This is a genomic window from Caulobacter sp. FV2ps19, assembly GCF_058681035.1.
Map to the genome: position 1 here is coordinate 1,836,788 of NZ_CM178729.1, position 16,560 is coordinate 1,853,347.

A 16,560-nucleotide genomic window follows, 5' to 3' on the forward strand; every position below is an offset into this window, starting at 1 on the left:
GTCTGGACGGCGATCCGGTCGAGCCGGCAGGACGGGTCTGGGCCACGCGGGCCGGGATCGGTCTTGGCCCGCTGGACCTGATCGCCGACGGCAAGGCTCGCAATTACGTCCTGCAGGTCGGCGAGAACCGCTTCCACGGCTTCGTGGTCCGGCGAGGGGAGGCGGTGTTCGGCTATGTCGACCGTTGCCCGCATGCCGGCCTGCCGCTGGCCCAGACGCTGGATCAGTACATGACGCAGGACCGGGCGCTGATCGCCTGTTCCTGGCATGGGGCGCTGTTCGCGCCGGAGACAGGGACCTGCGTCGGCGGTCCCTGCGTGGGGCGCGGCCTGACGCCGTGGCCGGTGGCTGTGAGCGACGGGCGGGTGGTGACGCTTTAAAACTTGTCATCCCGGCCGCAGCGAAGCGGAGCGCCGGGACCCAGGGGCGACCGCGATGCGCCGGCCCCTGGGTCCCGGACAGCCTCTGCGAGGCTTCCGGGATGACAAGATTTAGGAGCGCTTCAAGCCTGGGCCACCGCCCGCTCCTTCATGTGCTTGACCATGCCGATGGCGGCCAGGGCGTAGTGCAGGGCGGCCCAGGCGTAGAAGCAGATCGAGATGATGATCCCCTGCTGGCTGGAATGGGCCAGGACCAGGCGGCAGTGGTCGGCCAGTTCTGCCGGCGAGCCCTTGGGCGCGACCCCGCCCGGGCAGCTGGCGGCGAAGCTGGCGGCGGTGTCGGGCAGTCCAAACGACCCGATTAGGCTGGAGACGATGCCGCCGCTGTTGGCGGTGTTGAAATTGTACTGGGCCAGATGGTCGATCAGCCAGCCGGTGAACACCGGCCCGCCGCCCAGGGCGATCAGGTTGAGGAAGAAGAACAGCAGGGCCGTGGCCGTGGCCCGGCGATGCGGCGCCACCGAGTTCTGCACCACGCCGAAAGTCGGGGCCAGATAGGTGTAGTGGAAGATCCCCGGGATCAGCAGGATCAGCGCCATGGTCTGCCAGGTGGTCTGCAGATAGGCCAGGATGTAGATCGGCGTGCAGATCGCCAGGCCTATGGCGGGCGTCAGGGCGTACCATTTGGCGCTCTTCTTGCCGGCCCAGTCGCCCAGAAATCCGCCGACCAGCGTGCCGATACCGGCCGAGAAGCCGGCCACGACCCCGGTGATCAGGCCCACCTGGGCATAGCCGAGGTCGAAATTGCGCACGAAGAACGAGGGCACGAAGGCGTTAGAGCCATAGGAGCCGAACGAGGCGATGGTCACCCCGATCATCATGTGCAGCACCGGCCACTTGCCAAACAGCGTCTTCATCACCGCGCCGATTTCCCTGAACTCGGTGGCGAGTGAAAAGGCTGGGGCCGGCGGGACGACGAGGTCCTCGGCTTCCAGCGGGTGTTCCTTGGCTTCGGAATGGCCGCGCGGCGGCTCCTTGATCACCAGCTTGACGATGACGGCCAGCAGGATGCCGGGCAGGCCGACAATGACGAAGGCCACGCGCCAGCTGAACTCCTGGGCCAGCCAGCCGCCGGCGATGGCGCCGAACATGGTGCCCAGCGGGATGCCGAACGAATAGATCGACAGGGCCGAGGCGCGCTGCTTGGGGGCGTAGTAGTCGCTGATCAGCGAGTGGCTGGGCGGCGAGCAGCCGGCCTCGCCGACCCCGACCCCGAAACGATACAGGGCCAACTGGGCGAAGCTGGCGGCCGAGCCGCAAAGCGCCGTGAAGCCCGACCAGACCACCAGCGACACCGAGATGATCGTCACCCGGTTCCAGCGCTCGGCCATACGGGCGATGGGGATGCCCAGCAACGTATAGAGCAGGGCGAAATAGAGGCCGCCCAGCAAACCCAGCTGGGTGTCGGTCAGCTGCAGGTCGACCTTGATGGCCTGACCGATGGTGGCGATGATTGTCCGGTCGATGAAATTGAAGGTGTAGGTGGCCAGCAAAAGGCCCAGTACGCCGGCCTTGTAGCCATTTGAATATAGCGGCTTCACACCGCCGGACGCCGTCGCGTCGACCATCCTGTCACTCCCTTCAAACATTTGTTCTAATTCTTGAGGCGACTGTAGACGTAAGGGAAGTCGGAAGGCCAGAGGGGATTTTGAGGCGTCCTTCGAGGCTGCGTCGGACACGGCCTGGCGGCCTCGCGCGGGAGCCGCCGAAGGGATGGAAAGGGTCGCGGAGCGTCCGGACCACGTCCGGATGAGAGATAGAGAATACCGTTTCGACGAAGCCGTCCGCTCCGCGTGACCGTTATCCGAAAGCGCTTCCGACTCGGCGATATTAGCGCCTCCTCATCCACGCCTCCGACGGGCAGGCGGGAGAGCGACTCCCACCTGGACCGCGAACCTTTCAGCCCGCCTGCCGCTCGCTCGACCCTCGTGGCCACGTCGTTTCTGTGTTCCAGGGCCGACCGCCGCCAGAGACCACGAGGTTGACGGCCCGGAGCGCAAAGCCCTCCTCCCGCCATCGATTGAGCTGCCCGCTCGATCACCCCCCGCCGCCGCAATGGTCGCTGGCCTTGCGCCCTTCCCGTGCGGCGAGGTGGGAGCATTATGCGCCAGGTTTTCAGGGGGCTGCGTCGATTGTCTGGACGCCCGTGTCGGCGCCCAGGAGCGTGACGCTCAAAAAAGCCCGTCATCCCGGGACTTGTATGCGAGGGCTCGTGATCTCCCCCCTTCGGGGGCAGGGCTATCGCATATGGATTTGGAGTCGATTTTTTAGGTCGAAGCGGATTCTGAAGGGCGTCTTCTGTTGTGTGGAGACGGCGCGGTGGAGACGTTTTCGAGCTTTTTTTCGGAAGTTGAAGATCCTCGGGCGGGCAATGCCCGGCACGATCTGCTGGAGCTGATGTTCGTGTCGCTGGCGGCGCTGCTGTGCGGAGCCGAGGACTGCACCGACATGGCCTTGTTCGCGCGCGCCAAGCTTGATTGCCTGCGTCAGGTTCTGAAGCTGGAGCATGGTCCGCCCAGCCACGACACCTTCAGTCGGGTGTTCCGCCACCTTGAGCCCGAACCCTTCGAGGCGGCCTTCGCCAAGTTCACGGCCGCCTTCGCCGGGGCTCTGAAGGGCGTGGTGGCCATCGACGGCAAGGCGCTGCGCGGGGCCTATGAGCGCGGGCGCAAGGCCACGCCACTGCATCTGGTCAATGTCTGGGCCGTCGAAGCTCGACTGGTCATCGGCCAGCGCCTGGCGCCGGGCCGTAACGAGGTGCTGGGAGCCCAGCAGGCCCTGGCCCTGTTGGATCTTCAGGGCTGCATCGTCACCGCCGACGCCCTGCATTGCCGCAGGGACACCGCTCAGGCCATCCTCGACGCTGGCGCCGACTATGCCCTGGCGCTGAAGGCCAACCAGCCCAAGCTGCTGGCCCAGGCTCAAGTCCTGACCCAGGCCGCCGACGCCGCTTGCGGCGCCGTCGATGGGCCTGAACGCGCCCACGACCGGCTTGAGGGCCGCACCGCCATCGTCGTTGCGGCGACAGATATGGACTTTCCTGGCCTGGCCGCTGTCGCTCGCGTCGAGACCCGCCGAAAGCCAACTGATCAGCCTCAGGATACCATCGTACGCTGGTTCCTGCTCTCGACTCCACTGTCCCCCCAAAGGGTGCTGCAGGTCGCCCGAGCCCACTGGACCATCGAGAACCAACTCCACTGGGTCCTCGATGTCGCCCTCGATGAAGACGCCTCCCGAAGCCGAAAGGACCATGCCCCCCAGAACCTCGCCCTCCTGCGAAAACTCGCTCTCAACACCCTCAGGCAGCACCCCGACAAGGGCTCCATAAAGGGAAAGATCAAGCGCGCCGGCTGGGACGACACCTTCCTCTTCTCCCTACTCGGCCATATGCGATAGCCCTGCCCTCCGGGGGGAGGGCTATCGCCTATGGATCTGGCGCTAAAAGGCCCAGGAAGGCAAGATTTTTGAGTTTGTTAAAGGCTTGTGTCCGTCAGCAACCCATAGGCGATAACCCTGCCCTTCAGGGGGAGGATTTGCGCAGCCAATCCCCGTTCGTTCGCGGGGATAGGCTACCCCACCATCTCCTCGCGGATGGTCTTGCGGGCGGTCCAGAACAGGCCGAACGCCACCACGCCCAGCGAGGCCGACAGGATCAGCGCCCAGCGCACGCCCTCGGCCTCGCCCAGTCCGCCGGGCCCGGCCAGCACGTCGCTGAGCAGGCCCACGGCCACGGGGCCGATGCCCAGGCCGATCAGGTTGATGGTCAGTAGCAGCACCGCCGAGGCCGTGGCCCGCATGTGGGGTTCGACGATGCTCTGGGCCGTGGCGTAGACCGGGCCGTACCAGAGCGTGGCGAGCAGGGCGTTGATCGCCAGCAAACCGATGGCGGCCATCGGGGCGTCCAGGCTCACAGCGGTGATGAAGATCGGAATGGTGAGCAGCGAAGCGATGGCCGGCACGGTCACATAGGCCCGTAGGTCTCGCGCGCCCAGCCGGTCAGCCAGCAGCCCGCCCAGCCAGGCCCCGACCACCCCGGCCGTGCCGCCGATCAGGCCCAGGGCCAGGCCCAGGAAACCGGCCGACTTCAGGCCAAAGTTCGCGGCCAGCTGGGCGAGCTCCGGTCCGTGATTGCGGAAGAAGAACGAGGCGATGAACGGCGCGTAGCCATAGCCGATAAAGGCCTTGATCGAGGCCGCCAGGGCCACCAGCCAGAAGGTCTTCTTGGTGGCCAGCACCGCCAGGGCGGCGGCGAAACTGATCTGCGAGGCGGCGCGCGCGGCGATGTCGGCGGCCAGCTGGCGCCGCGGTTCGATCAGGGTGAAGGCGGCGATCAGGGCGAAGATCACCCCCGGCGCGCCGGCCACCATGAAGGCCACCCGCCAGCCATGGGCGTCGGCGACGAGGCCACCCATGGCCATGCCGACCAGGGTGCCCAGCGGCGTGCCGATCGAATAGAAGGCGATGGCGCTGGCCCGCTTTTCCTTGGGCACATAGTCGGTGATCAGCGAGTGGGCGGGCGGCGTGCAGCCGGCCTCGCCGACCCCCACGCCGATGCGCGCCAGGATCAACTGCCAGAAGTTCTGGGTGAAGCCGCACAGCACCGTGAAGCCGCTCCACACCGCCACCGACACGCCGATGATCATCGGCCGGTTCTTGGTTTCGGCCAGACGGGCGATCGGAATGCCCAGCACGGTGTAGAAGATCGCGAAGGCCAGCCCGGTCATCATGCCCAGCTGCCAGTCGGCCAAACCGAGGTCGCGCTTGATCGGCTCGGCCAGGATATTGACCACCTGCCGGTCCAGGAAGTTCAGGGTGTAGATGATCAGCAGCACCCAGAGGGCGTAGCGGCGATAGCCGGTCGAGACGGGGTTGATAACCGGCGACGGTGTGGCCGTTTCCGCCATGGACGCGCTCCCTCGAACAGTTGTTCTAATTATTGTCGCCACCTTAGACGCAGGCTAATCGGAATGGCTACCCGCCATCTGCCCCTAGGGAAAACGCGTCATGGAAATCGTTATCGGCACCCGGAAATGGTCAAGCTGGTCGATGCGCCCCTGGCTGGCGCTGAAGCGCACCGGCGCCCCGTTCACCGAAACCCTGATCCAGCTGCGCCAGGTCGGGCTGTCGGAAGAGATCGGCAAGCACTCGCCCAGCAAGCTGGTGCCGGTGCTGAAGGACGGCGACCTGGTGCTGTGGGACTCGCTGGCGATCTGCGAATATCTGGCCGAGGTCTATCCAGACGCCGGGTTGTGGCCGAAGGACAAGGCCCTGCGCGCCCTGGGCCGCTCGGCGGCGGCCGAGATGCATTCGGGCTTCGGCGCCCTGCGCACCGAATGCCCGATGGCGCTGGAAACCCGCGACAAGGTCATCGACCTGTCCGAGGCGGCCCGAAAGGACATCGGCAAGATCGTCGAGCGCTGGAACCAGCTGCTGGAGCGCTCCGGCGGACCGTTCCTGGTGGGCGAGTGGTCGATCGCTGACGCGTTCTACACGCCCGTGGCGACGCGCTTCCGTACCTACGGGATCAAGCTGTCCGACTATGGCGACGCCGGCGCGGCGGGGGCCTATTGCGAGCGACTGCTGGAGACGCCGGACTATCTGCAGTGGGAAGCCGAAGCCTTGGCGGGGGAGGGGTAGGCCGCGCCGACGATCCGGCCGCCCATTCCGCCTCGCGGCCAAGGCGGGCGGATCATCGCTCCCGCAGGAGCGCCGTCAGGGTGCCGTCCGACTCCAGAATGACGGCCGAGGCGCGGGCGAATTCCGAGCCGCCGGCGTCGCGGATCGCCGACATCACCTCATCTGGCGTGATGCGCTCGCGTTTCATGACCTCGTGCAGCAAGGCGCCGTCCCTGAGCAGGAGCGAGGGCTCCGACTTCATCAGACGGTCGAACGGTTCGCTCCGGACCGATGTCCAGGTGACCGCCAGTTGCAGGCCGACCAGCAGAGCCAGGGCGACGACCCCCTCTGCGAGACTGACGTCCTTGGAGGTGAGAATAGAGGCGAAGGTGGAGCCCAGCGCGATGGTGATGACAAAATCGAATGCGTTCAGCTTGGACAGCGTCCGCTTACCCGACACCCTCAGCAGCACCACAAGCGCGACATAGGCCGCGGCGCCGATGACCAGCACCCGGCCGATATCGCTCCAATTGCTAAACAGCGCGCCGTTCATCCCAAGCTCCCTCTGTGAGGGAACGCGTCCAGGGAGGGGCGGTTCACCCGCTCTCGGCTGCGCCCCATCGCCCCCGTTCACAATTAACAGGGATTCACCACGCCTCGCGACCCGGCCTTAACCAAGGGCCTGCATTCTTGTCTCGAAACGGGATGGGAAGCAGTCATGGCGCAGCACGTCGAAACCCTGGTGATCGGCGCAGGCCCCGCGGGCCTCACCACCGCTTACACCCTGGCCAAGGCCGGGCGGGGCGTGACGGTGCTGGAGATGGACCCGGTCTATGTCGGCGGCATCAGCCGCACGGTCGACTACAAGGGCTTCAAGTTCGACATCGGCGGCCACCGCTTCTTCTCGAAGAGCAAAGAGGTGGTCGATCTCTGGAACGAGATCCTGCCCGACGACTTCATCGACCGGCCGCGCCTGTCGCGCATCTATTATCGCGAAAAGTTCTACGCCTATCCGCTGAAGGCCTTCGAGGCCCTGGCCAATCTGGGCGTCTGGACCGCGACCAAGTGCATGGCCTCGTTCGGCTGGGCCAAGCTGAACCCGATCGAAAGCCCGACCACCTTCCACCAGTGGGTGCGCAACCAGTTCGGCGAAAAGCTGTTCTCGATCTTCTTCAAGACCTACACCGAGAAGGTGTGGGGCATGAGCTGCGACGAGATCTCGGCCGACTGGGCCAGTCAGCGCATCAAGGGCCTGGACCTGGCCGCCGCCATCCTCGACGGCGTCAAGCGCTCGCTGGGGATCCGTCCCAAGGCCGGTGCGGAGGGCGCGCCCAAGACCCTGATCGAGAGCTTCCGCTATCCCCGCAAGGGCCCCGGCATGATGTGGGAGGCCTGCGCGGCCAAGGTCGCCGAGCAGGGCGGCGAAGTGCTGATGGGCCGCAAGGTCGACGGCCTGCACTATGACAAGATCGCCAAGCTCTGGACCGTCAGCGTCACGACCGCCGACGGCAAGGCCGAGATCTATACCGCCGACGACGTGGTCTCCTCGGCCCCGATCCGCGAGCTGATGAGCGCGATTTCCCCCGCTCCGATCAGCCTGTTCCACGCCGGCGAGCTGATGTATCGCGACTTCATCACCGTGGTGCTGATCGGCAAGCCGCAGAAGGAACTGCCCGACAACTGGATCTATATCCACGATCCGTCGGTGAAGGTGGGCCGGGTGCAGAACTTCCGCTCGTGGTCGCCCGAGATGATCCCCGACGGCGTCTCGACCTGCCTGGGTCTGGAATATTTCTGCTTCGAGGGCGACGGCTTGTGGACGTCCAGAGATGAGGATCTGGTCGCCCAGGCCAAGCAGGAGATCGCCAAGATCGGCCTGATGAACCCCGACGAGGTCTATGACGCCTGCGTGGTGCGCCAGCACAAGGCCTATCCCGTCTATGACGACGCCTATGCCGAGCACATCAAGATGATCCGCCTGGACCTGAAGATGCACTTCCCGGGCCTGCACCTGGTGGGCCGCAACGGCATGCACAAATACAACAATCAGGACCACGCCATGATGACCGGCCTGCTGACGGCCGAGAACATCATCGCCGGCGAGACCCTTCACGACGTCTGGGACGTCAATGAAGACGCCGAATATGGCGAGGCCGGCGTCTCGGGGGCCCGCGAGGCCCTGCGCAGCGAACGCGCTGTGCCGCAGAAGGTCGCCGCCTAGGATGTCGACCCCGGTTCGGCTTTGGGTTCGGCTCCGGGAACGCCTGCCGGCGGGCCTGCGCGAGCTGGGCCTCTACGGCCTGGCCAGCGCCGCCGCCCTGGCGGTGGACTGGGGCCTGCTGCTGGCCCTGACCGGCGCGGGCCTGGACTATAGGATCGCCACGGCCATCGGCTTTACCGCCGGCATCGCCGTGACCTATGGCCTGAGCGTCTCGGTGGTGTTCCGCAACCGCGCGATCGCTGATCGGCGGCGGGAGTTCGCCGGCTTTCTGGCGGTCGGGATCGCCGGTCTGGCGCTGACCCAGGTGCTGATGGCTCTGTGGGTCGAGCGCCTGCACATGGCTCCGAGTCTGGCCAAGATCCCGACGGCGGGTCTGGTGTTCGGGTTCAATTTCCTTGTCAGGCGCGCGCTGCTGTTTCGTGCGCCCACAAGCGCGTCATGAAGGCGCTGCAGCGACTTTCCGGTCGCTGGCTGGGGTTGCTGGCGGCCTTCAGTCTGTTCATGCTCAGCCGCCCCTATCAGGGCGTGCGGCATGACGGTCGGCTGTATGTCGGCGACGCGCTGGCCAAGCTGGATCCGGGCGGCATCGGCCGCGATCTGATGTTCGCCCATGACGGTCAGTTTGGCTTCAGCCTCTATACGCCGCTGCTCAGCCGCCTGATCGCGGCGATGGGCCTGTCGAACGCTTCAATGATGGTCGTCGCCGTGAGCCTCTGCCTGTGGTTCGCGGCGCTGGCGCTGTTGGTCGAGCGGCTGGTTGCGGATCGGCCGCCCGCCATCCGCTGGGCGGTGATGATCTTCGCGATCGTCCTGCCGCCTTACTATGGACCCTTGAGCGCGCTCAGCTTTGGCGAACCCTTCGTTACGCCGCGCATCCTGGCCGAGGCGGCCGGCATGGCCGGCATGGCGGCCTATCTGGTCAATCGCCGTCTTCTGGCCTTCGCCCTGTATGCGCTGGGCATGGTCTTCCATCCCATCATGGGTCTTTGCGGCCTGGCGGTGGTCTATTTCGCGCTATGCTTGGAGGACCGTCGCTGGCTTTGGCTGGGCGGCGCCGGCGCGACGGTGGTGTTGCTGGCGGCTCTGCTGAAGCTGCCCGTCGCCGATCGTCTGTTGGTGGCGATGGACCCCGAGTGGCTGAGTCTTGTGAAGACCCGCAGCCCGATCGTGTTTGTCGAGCGTTGGCCGGCGGAGGCCTGGGCTCGCCTGGCCGTACAACTGGCCACCCTGATCGTCGGCGCCGGTCTGCTTCAGGGGAGGGCGCGATGGCTGGTGCTGGGCGCTCTGATCGCCGGCGTGTTTGGCGTGGTCGTCACCGCCGGGCTGGGTGACGGGCTGTCGCGGGTTCTGGTGCTGCAATTGCAGACCTGGCGGATGCTGGACGGCATGGCCTTGTTGGCCTGCTGTTGCCTGGCTCTGGCGGTGATCGAACTGCCCAGGCGCGGCGCATGGGGGCTTGCGACCCTTGCGGTGCTGATCTGGGGCTGGCTGTTCATCAACTTGGGCGCGGTCAGCTTTTTCACGGCGCTTGTCGCTGTGGTCATGAGCGGTCTCCGCGACCGGGTGACGCTCAGCCGCCCGGATCGGGTCTCGCAAGGGGCCTTGGCGCTGATTGGCGTGGCCCTGGTGATCTATCTGGCTATGTGCGGCGCGGCCTTCGCGGGGCTATTGGCCGCCTTGCCCCCGTCGAGCCCGTTCAGCATGGGCCTTGTGTGGAAAAGCGGTGCGCCGGGCGTGATGATCGCGCTTGGCGTTGGACTATGGCGGGCAAGGGACTGGGGTCCAGTGCGCCCCGCCGCGGCGCTGGTCGCAACGCTGATCCTGACGGGGTTTGCGACGGCGTTGTGGGATGACCGCACCGACTATGTGAAATTTCGCGACAGAGGGCCTGATGCGCACCTGAAGGCCATCATGGCGTCACGCCAAGGCGACGTGCTTTGGCTCTCGGGCGACATGGAGCCCTGGGTCCTGACCGGACGCCCAAGCTGGGCCAGCAAGATCCAGAGTTCGGGCGTTGTCTTTTCGCGCAGCCTGTCAATGTCGTTGAGGGCCAGGGTGGACCGGCTGATGGCTATCGGTCTGGTGGGGGCTGACTGGCTGGATCCCCTGACGGCCTCGACATCCTTGCCCGGTTTGCCGACGCCGGACAGTTTGGCCCCGTTCTGTGCGGCGAAGGATGCGCCGGCTTGGATCGTATGGCCGCAGTTCGGGGCTACGCGCCTGGATCCTGCGCTAAAGGCCGTTGATTGGAGCTCGCCGGCGCCGTTTACCGCCATTCTGGTTGGACCGGACGGCGCGAGCGGAGTCGCGACCGATCGCTACGCCGTGATACCCTGCGCCGAGCCCTGAGCGACCTCGTCTCGACGATCGCTCATCGCTAAGGGGGTTCGGAGCGATCGGGCGCTCCAGCACACCATGTGCACGAACAGGTCGATCAGGCCGATGGTGGCCAGCAAAGCGAAAAGTCCGGAAATCAGGACGATAACGGGTGTCATTGGAGTTCTCCCACAGCGCAAAATAAGCGTGGAAGAACGGCTTTGGTTCCTGTCTGGTAGCGCTCTGGCGCGACGCATTGTCACGCCAAGTCTTGACAACGTTGTCACGCATCGAAGGAATGCGCTCGCTTCGGTGAAGACGGGGCCCGCGAAGACGGACAGGGAGTGAAAGAATGACAGGCAAGGGTATCGGCGCGCCCGGGGTGGACGCGTCTGTAAACGGGCTGGCGGGTCGCCGGTCGCAGCGGAACGAGGGCTGATCGATGGTCGACACCGCGATCCCCACCAAGAAGGCCGGCGGCTTTGGACTGGCCGTGGTCTATGTGACCTGCCTGTTCTTCATCTGGGCCCTGGTCACCAACCTGCTCGATCCCCTGCTGAAGACCATGAAGACGGTCTTCACACTGACCCCCGTCGAAGCCAACCTGACCGGTTTCGCCTTCTTCATCGCCTATGGCGTGATGTCGCTGCCCTCGGCGGCGTTCCTGTCCAAACTCGGCTATGCCAAGTCGGTCATGGTCGGCCTGGGCGGTATTGTCGCCGGCTGCTTCATCGCCATCGCCGCCGCCAAGCTGCACACCTTCGGTGTTTTCCTGGTGGGGCTGTTCGTGATGGCCTCGGGCGTCACCCTGCTGCAAGTCGCCGCCAATCCCCTGATCGCCTCGATGGGCAAGCCGGAGGATTCGTCCTTCCGCCTGAACCTGTCCCAGGCCTTCAACTCGCTGGGCGCGGCCTGCGGACTGTGGTTCGGCGCCAACTTCCTGCTCAAGGGCGACATCTTCAAGCCTGAGGTCGTGATCACCGACGCCCTGCGCGAACAGGCTCTGGGCTTCGTTTCCAACGTCTATCTGGCCATCGGCGTGGGCCTGGCCCTGTTTATCGTCGCGATCTATATGGTCCGCCACAAGATCACCGAGGCGGCGCCCAAGACCGGTCATCTGGTCAGCCCGTTCTCGGCCCTGACGTCGAAATGGGCCAATCTGGGCGCGATCGGCATCTTCCTCTATGTCGGCGCCGAGGTGGCGATCTCGCTGAACCTGCTGCTGTTCATCGAGCAATCGCACGTTCTGAACATCCCGGCCGAACAGGCCGGCAAGCTGACCACCTTCTACATGCTGTTCGCCATGATCGGCCGCTTCGGTGGTTCGGCCCTGCTGAAGAGCGTGAAGGACTACGTGCTGCTGACGGTCGTGGCTCTGGGCGCAATCGCCCTGTGCCTGGTCGTGATCCTCACCAAGGACATGAGCCCGTCGACGCATACGGGCGTGCTGAACCTGCTGATTGCCCAGGCTCCGCTGACCAGCGGCCTGATCCCGGCCTTTGCAGCTTTGCTGATCGGCCTTTTCAACTCGATCATGTTCCCAACCATCTTCACCCTGACCCTGCAGCGCTCCACCGCCCCGACGTCGGCGACCTCGGGCCTGCTGTGCATGGCGATCGTTGGCGGCGCCTTCCTGCCGCTGGTTTTCGCCTCGATCGAGCAGGCGACGGGCTCCAAGGCCTTGGCCTTCGCGGCGCCGCTGCTCTGCTACGTCTATGTCCTGTGGTTCTCGTTCGCGGCAAAGAAGGCCCCGACCCACGAGATCACTGAAGCGGTCGCCGGCGGCCACTAGCGGCCACGCATCGGTTCCAAGAACCAGAAGACCCGCCGGCGCTCTTGCTCCGGTGGGTTTTTTCTTGGCCGGCGCGATGATCTTGCAGCCTCGTCGCGCAAGGGTAGGCGATTAGTTTTGCTATACCCCACCTCGGGAAAAGCTTGCTGGAACTTCCCACCTGAAAGCACGACATTGGCGTCTAGATGCAGTTTCAGGAATGATCATGGCCGCCGCTCCCACCAAGACCCGCTTCATCAGCGGCTTCGGCTTCCAGGTGCTGGCCGCTATGGTCATCGGTCTGGGCCTGGGTCTGCTGGCCCGGGAGCTGGGACCGGACAAGGGGCAGGCGGGTTATGTCCTGGCCGAGATCCTGCGGCAGGTCGGCTCGATCTTCGTGCAACTGCTGCGCACCCTGGTGCCGCCGCTGGTGTTCACGGCCATCGTCGCCAGCATCGCCAATCTGGCGCAATTGCAGAACGCCGCGCGCCTCGTCTGGCGCACCCTCTTCTGGTTTGCCCTCACAGCTCTGATCGCCGTGCTGATTGGCATCACCCTGGGCCTGGTCCTGCAGCCGGGTCTGCACACCACGGTCGCCGCAGCCCAGGCGCATGCGCCCAAGACCACCGGTTCTTGGCTCGATTTTCTCACGGGGTTCGTTCCCTCCAATGTCCTGGGCCTGACCGCCGGGACCACGATTGACGCTACCGGCGCGGCCAAGACCACGCTGTCCTTCAACGTCCTCCAGATCCTGGTCATCGCCCTGGTCACCGGCGTCGCGGCCCTGAAGGCCGGCGAGGCGGCCAAGGGCTTCCTGGCTCTCAACGCCTCGGCCCTGGTGGTGGTGCGCAAGGTGCTGTCCTGGGTGATCCGGTTGACGCCGATCGGCACCATCGGCCTGCTGGGAACTGCGGTGGCGCAGTATGGCTGGACCACCCTGGGCCAGCTGGGGGCCTTTACGGGCGCGATCTATATCGGCCTGGCCCTGGTTTTGCTGGTGGTTTATCCGAGCCTTCTGGCCCTGAACGGCCTCAATCCCCTGAAGTTTTTCGCCGGCGCCTGGCCCGCGATCCAGCTGGGCTTCGTGTCGCGCTCCTCGGTGGGAACCCTGCCGGTGACCCAGGCTGCGGCCGAGCAGAGCCTGGGCGTGCCGCACGCCTATGCGGCCTTCGCCGTGCCCCTGGCCGCGACCACCAAGATGGACGGCTGCGCGGCCATCTATCCGGCGATCTCAGCGATTTTCGTGGCCCAGTTCTTTGGCCTGCACCTGGGTCTGTCAGACTACTTCCTGATCGTTTTCGTCTCGGTGATCGGCTCGGCCGCCACCGCGGGCCTGACCGGCGCGGTGGTGATGCTGACCCTGACCCTGTCCACCCTGGGCCTGCCGCTGGAGGGCGTTGGGCTGCTGCTGGCCATTGACCCCATCCTCGACATGGGCCGCACGGCGGTGAACGTCGCCGGCCAGGCCCTGGTCCCGACCCTGGTGGCCAAGCAGGAGGGGATCTTGGATCTGGAGGTCTATAATGCGGGCCACAACCCCTCGGATGCTCTGGCGACAGCGGCGGAATAGTCTCGGGTCTCTCCGGAAAGCCGGGACCAGGATCCCGCCTGAGTATCTGGAAATGATGCGCCTGCCGAGCTCGTCAGGAGGACCAGATTCTCGGGGTTCGATCCTGGGCCTGGCCTTCGCCGGGAAAAGCCGAGAGGCGCTGGAAGGGCGCGAGACCCCATCGCGATGAACCACACAGGCGAGCGCGGTTGCGCCTTTGGCCTTTAGCGGCGAGTTTGCCGCCGTCAGGCGGATAAAGGGAATCGATGGTGTCGAAGGCGAGTGAAGGCGGCCGCTCCGGGCCGAGCCGTCGGTCCATGCTCGCCAGCGCGGCGGCCTTTGCCGGGTTTGCCGTTATTGCTCCCAAGCGCGCGGTCGCCAGCGGTTCCGAGCGCGTCGAAGCGCTGCTGGCCCAGATGACCCTCGAGGAAAAGGCCGGGCAGCTCAGCTGTTTCGCCGACATGATCCGGCCGCCGATCGCCGACATGAATCCGCTGGTCAATATCCGCAACGCCCAGACCCTGATGGCCGAGATTCAGGCTGGCCGCATCGGTGTGCTGATGAACGGCGTCGGCACGGCCGGGGCGCTGCAGGCCCAGAAGGCGGCGGTCGAGGGCTCGCGTCTGAAGATCCCGCTGCTGTTCGCCGCCGACGTGGTTCACGGTTTCCGCACGGTGTTCCCGATCCCTCTGGCGGAGTCAGGCAGTTTCGATCCGCGGCTGGCTGAGCGCACCGCGCGCGGCGCAGCCTCCGAGGCCAGCGCCTCCGGGCTGCACTGGACCTTCGCTCCGATGGTCGATGTGGCCCGTGACCAGCGCTGGGGCCGGGTAGCCGAGGGCGCCGGCGAGGACGTCTATCTGGGCGAGGTCATGGCCGCCGCCCGGGTGCGCGGCTTCCAGGGCAAGGATCTGAAGGCCGAAGACAGTCTGCTGGCCACGCCCAAGCACTTCGCCGCCTATGGCGCGGTGACGGCGGGGCTGGAGTACAATTCGGTCGAGATTTCCGAAGCGACCCTTCGCGAAGTGCATCTGCCGCCGTTCCAGGCCGCATTCGCCGCCGGGGCGATGACCACGATGTCGGCTTTCAATGACATCAACGGCGTGCCCGCCAGCGCCAACAAGCGCCTGCTCACCGACCTCCTGCGCGGCGAATGGGGCTTCAAGGGCGTGGTGATCTCTGACTACACCGCCGACCAGGAACTGGTCGCCCACGGCTATGCCCAGGATGATCGCGACGCTGCGCGCCTGGCCATACTGGCGGGCGTCGATATCAGCATGCAGAGCGGCCTCTATCTGCGCTATCTGCCGGAACTGGTCGCGTCGGGCGCTGTGCCTCTGGCGGTGGTGGACGCCTCGGTGCGCCGGGTTCTGGCGCTGAAGGAGGCCATTGGTCTCTTCGACAATCCCTATCGATCGATCAACGCCAAGGTCGAGGCCATGCGCACGGCGACGCCGACCTTGCGCCAACTCAGTCGCGAAGCCGGCGGGCGTTCGATCGTTCTGTTGCGCAATGAGGGCGCGATCCTGCCGCTGCCGACGGCGGGCAAGCGCCTGGCGCTGATCGGACCGTTCGCCGAGGACCGCGACAATGTGCTGGGCGCGTGGGGCGGCTTTTTTGCCGATCGGCGCCTGAATGTCGATTTGGCCACCGGCATTCGCGCCGCTCTCGACAATCCGGGCGCATTGATCGTGGAGCGCGGCTGCGAGGTGGAGACCACGCTGGCCGGTGGTTTCGAGCGCGCCGTGGCCGCTGCGCAGGCCGCCGACATCGTGCTTCTGGCCATTGGCGAGAGCCAGGACATGACGGGCGAGGCCAAGTCGCGCACCGACATCCGCATTCCGGCCGTCCAGCAGCGCCTGGCCGAGGCCATTGCTGCGACCGGCAAGCCCGTCGTCATACTGCTGCGTCATGGCCGCGCCATCGCCCTGGAAGGGGTGGTTCGCGACGCCCGGGCCATTCTGGCGACCTGGTTCCTCGGCAGCGAGATGGGCAACGCCGTCGCCGATGTGCTGTTCGGTAAGGTCAATCCTTCGGCGCGCCTGCCGGTGAGTTTCCCGCAGGAGAGTGGCCAGGAGCCGTTCTTCTACAATGGCCGCGCCACAGGGCGCCCGGCGCCGGCTGATCCCAACAGCCAGGAATACAAGTCACGCTGGCGGTCGATCCGCAACGAGGCGCTGTACCCGTTTGGCTTTGGCCTCGGTTACAGCAGCTTCGCGCTCAGCGATCTGAAACTCAGCGCCACACGCCTGGCCTGGAACGACACGCTCCACCTGACCGCCAAGCTCACCAATACAGGTCAGGCCCATGGCGAGCATGTCGTCCAGCTCTATATCCGTGACCGGGTCGCCAGTCGCACCCGACCGGTTCGCGAGCTGAAGGGCTTCCAGCGCGTCGCGCTCGCGCCGGGCGCCAGCCATGAGGTGCGCTTTGAGCTGAAGCGCGAGAACCTGATGTTCATCGGCGACGACGACCATTGGCGCGCGGAGCCGGGTCTGTTCGATGTCTGGGTGGCCCATTCGTCGATCGACGGACTGACGGCGCAGTTTGAACTTCTGGCGGGTTAGGGGCAGGGCTGCCGCCCGTTTCAACGATGTCGGCTGCGCGCTGGGCAGGGCAAGCCAAAGGACGCGTTCTGCGCGATCTGGCT

General features: G+C 65.8%; 13 protein-coding genes and 1 pseudogene. 10 read left to right on the plus strand and 4 right to left on the minus strand.

Annotation, left to right across the window (positions count from 1 at the left end; genetic code table 11):
- Window positions 1-2 precede the first annotated feature (2 nt).
- The gene (locus ACW18B_RS08770; protein ID WP_492051659.1) at window positions 3-380 is read left to right on the plus strand and encodes a Rieske (2Fe-2S) protein; all 378 of its coding nucleotides are present in this window, start codon (window positions 3-5) and stop codon (window positions 378-380) included.
- A gap of 122 nt (window positions 381-502) precedes the next feature.
- Here the strand turns inward: ACW18B_RS08770 and ACW18B_RS08775 are convergent, their stop codons facing one another.
- Window positions 503-2,008, minus strand: coding sequence for a spinster family MFS transporter (locus tag ACW18B_RS08775; protein ID WP_492051206.1), 1,506 nt, complete (start codon window positions 2,006-2,008; stop codon window positions 503-505).
- 439 nt (window positions 2,009-2,447) lie between these two features.
- On the opposite strand from ACW18B_RS08775, the pseudogene ACW18B_RS08780 reads away from it, so the two are divergent.
- Window positions 2,448-2,536: pseudogene (locus ACW18B_RS08780) on the plus strand (hypothetical protein); the annotation flags it as partial.
- Window positions 2,537-2,759: 223 nt separating this feature from the next.
- Window positions 2,760-3,836 carry an ISAs1 family transposase gene (locus ACW18B_RS08785; RefSeq protein WP_492047290.1) on the plus strand — a complete coding sequence of 359 codons (1,077 nt, stop codon included), beginning with the start codon at window positions 2,760-2,762 and terminating at the stop codon, window positions 3,834-3,836.
- A 173-nt stretch (window positions 3,837-4,009) separates the two neighbouring features.
- Here ACW18B_RS08785 and ACW18B_RS08790 read toward each other — a convergent pair whose 3' ends face one another.
- Window positions 4,010-5,344: a spinster family MFS transporter gene (locus ACW18B_RS08790; RefSeq protein WP_492051207.1), complete on the minus strand. Its 1,335-nt coding sequence runs from the start codon at window positions 5,342-5,344 to the stop codon at window positions 4,010-4,012.
- Between the two features lie 100 nt (window positions 5,345-5,444).
- Between ACW18B_RS08790 and ACW18B_RS08795 the strand changes: the two genes are divergently transcribed.
- Window positions 5,445-6,077, plus strand: coding sequence for a glutathione S-transferase family protein (locus ACW18B_RS08795; protein ID WP_492051208.1), 633 nt, complete (start codon window positions 5,445-5,447; stop codon window positions 6,075-6,077).
- Window positions 6,078-6,129: 52 nt separating this feature from the next.
- Here ACW18B_RS08795 and ACW18B_RS08800 read toward each other — a convergent pair whose 3' ends face one another.
- Window positions 6,130-6,609: a DUF421 domain-containing protein gene (locus ACW18B_RS08800; protein ID WP_492051209.1), complete on the minus strand. Its 480-nt coding sequence runs from the start codon at window positions 6,607-6,609 to the stop codon at window positions 6,130-6,132.
- Window positions 6,610-6,774: 165 nt separating this feature from the next.
- On the opposite strand from ACW18B_RS08800, the gene ACW18B_RS08805 reads away from it, so the two are divergent.
- From ACW18B_RS08805 to ACW18B_RS08815, 3 genes are read left to right on the plus strand one after another with little or no spacing between them, the layout of a single operon-like run.
- Window positions 6,775-8,277 carry an NAD(P)/FAD-dependent oxidoreductase gene (locus tag ACW18B_RS08805; protein ID WP_492051210.1) on the plus strand — a complete coding sequence of 501 codons (1,503 nt, stop codon included), beginning with the start codon at window positions 6,775-6,777 and terminating at the stop codon, window positions 8,275-8,277.
- 1 nt (window position 8,278) lies between these two features.
- The gene (locus tag ACW18B_RS08810; protein WP_492051211.1) at window positions 8,279-8,719 is read left to right on the plus strand and encodes a GtrA family protein; all 441 of its coding nucleotides are present in this window, start codon (window positions 8,279-8,281) and stop codon (window positions 8,717-8,719) included.
- Entirely contained in the window at window positions 8,716-10,626 is a 1,911-nt protein-coding gene (locus ACW18B_RS08815; protein ID WP_492051212.1) for a hypothetical protein, read from the plus strand. The genes ACW18B_RS08810 and ACW18B_RS08815 overlap by 4 nt, the downstream gene beginning before the upstream one ends.
- Here the strand turns inward: ACW18B_RS08815 and ACW18B_RS08820 are convergent.
- Window positions 10,596-10,772, minus strand: a complete 177-nt coding sequence (locus ACW18B_RS08820) for a hypothetical protein (RefSeq protein ID WP_492051213.1) — start codon at window positions 10,770-10,772, stop codon at window positions 10,596-10,598. The two genes, ACW18B_RS08815 and ACW18B_RS08820, sit on opposite strands and share 31 nt — an antisense overlap.
- A gap of 263 nt (window positions 10,773-11,035) precedes the next feature.
- On the opposite strand from ACW18B_RS08820, the gene ACW18B_RS08825 reads away from it, so the two are divergent.
- The 3 genes from ACW18B_RS08825 to ACW18B_RS08835 all read left to right on the plus strand — a co-directional run bounded on the left by ACW18B_RS08825 (window position 11,036) and on the right by ACW18B_RS08835 (window position 16,477).
- Window positions 11,036-12,385, plus strand: coding sequence for a sugar MFS transporter (locus ACW18B_RS08825; RefSeq protein ID WP_492051214.1), 1,350 nt, complete (start codon window positions 11,036-11,038; stop codon window positions 12,383-12,385).
- Window positions 12,386-12,590: 205 nt separating this feature from the next.
- Entirely contained in the window at window positions 12,591-13,934 is a 1,344-nt protein-coding gene (locus tag ACW18B_RS08830) for a dicarboxylate/amino acid:cation symporter (protein ID WP_492051215.1), read from the plus strand.
- A 245-nt stretch (window positions 13,935-14,179) separates the two neighbouring features.
- Window positions 14,180-16,477: a glycoside hydrolase family 3 N-terminal domain-containing protein gene (locus tag ACW18B_RS08835; RefSeq protein WP_492051216.1), complete on the plus strand. Its 2,298-nt coding sequence runs from the start codon at window positions 14,180-14,182 to the stop codon at window positions 16,475-16,477.
- The last annotated feature ends 83 nt before the right edge of the window (window positions 16,478-16,560 follow it).

Excerpts from the sequence above, each read along its gene's own strand:
- ACW18B_RS08775 (WP_492051206.1), bottom strand. The coding sequence starts at position 2,008 with ATGGTCGACGCGACGGCGTCCGGCGGTGTGAAGCCGCTATATTCAAAT.
- ACW18B_RS08790 (WP_492051207.1), bottom strand. The coding sequence starts at position 5,344 with ATGGCGGAAACGGCCACACCGTCGCCGGTTATCAACCCCGTCTCGACC.
- ACW18B_RS08795 (WP_492051208.1), top strand. The coding sequence starts at position 5,445 with ATGGAAATCGTTATCGGCACCCGGAAATGGTCAAGCTGGTCGATGCGC.
- ACW18B_RS08800 (WP_492051209.1), bottom strand. The coding sequence starts at position 6,609 with ATGAACGGCGCGCTGTTTAGCAATTGGAGCGATATCGGCCGGGTGCTG.
- ACW18B_RS08805 (WP_492051210.1), top strand. The coding sequence starts at position 6,775 with ATGGCGCAGCACGTCGAAACCCTGGTGATCGGCGCAGGCCCCGCGGGC.
- ACW18B_RS08810 (WP_492051211.1), top strand. The coding sequence starts at position 8,279 with ATGTCGACCCCGGTTCGGCTTTGGGTTCGGCTCCGGGAACGCCTGCCG.
- ACW18B_RS08815 (WP_492051212.1), top strand. The coding sequence starts at position 8,716 with ATGAAGGCGCTGCAGCGACTTTCCGGTCGCTGGCTGGGGTTGCTGGCG.
- ACW18B_RS08820 (WP_492051213.1), bottom strand. The coding sequence starts at position 10,772 with ATGACACCCGTTATCGTCCTGATTTCCGGACTTTTCGCTTTGCTGGCC.
- ACW18B_RS08825 (WP_492051214.1), top strand. The coding sequence starts at position 11,036 with ATGGTCGACACCGCGATCCCCACCAAGAAGGCCGGCGGCTTTGGACTG.
- ACW18B_RS08830 (WP_492051215.1), top strand. The coding sequence starts at position 12,591 with ATGGCCGCCGCTCCCACCAAGACCCGCTTCATCAGCGGCTTCGGCTTC.
- ACW18B_RS08835 (WP_492051216.1), top strand. The coding sequence starts at position 14,180 with ATGGTGTCGAAGGCGAGTGAAGGCGGCCGCTCCGGGCCGAGCCGTCGG.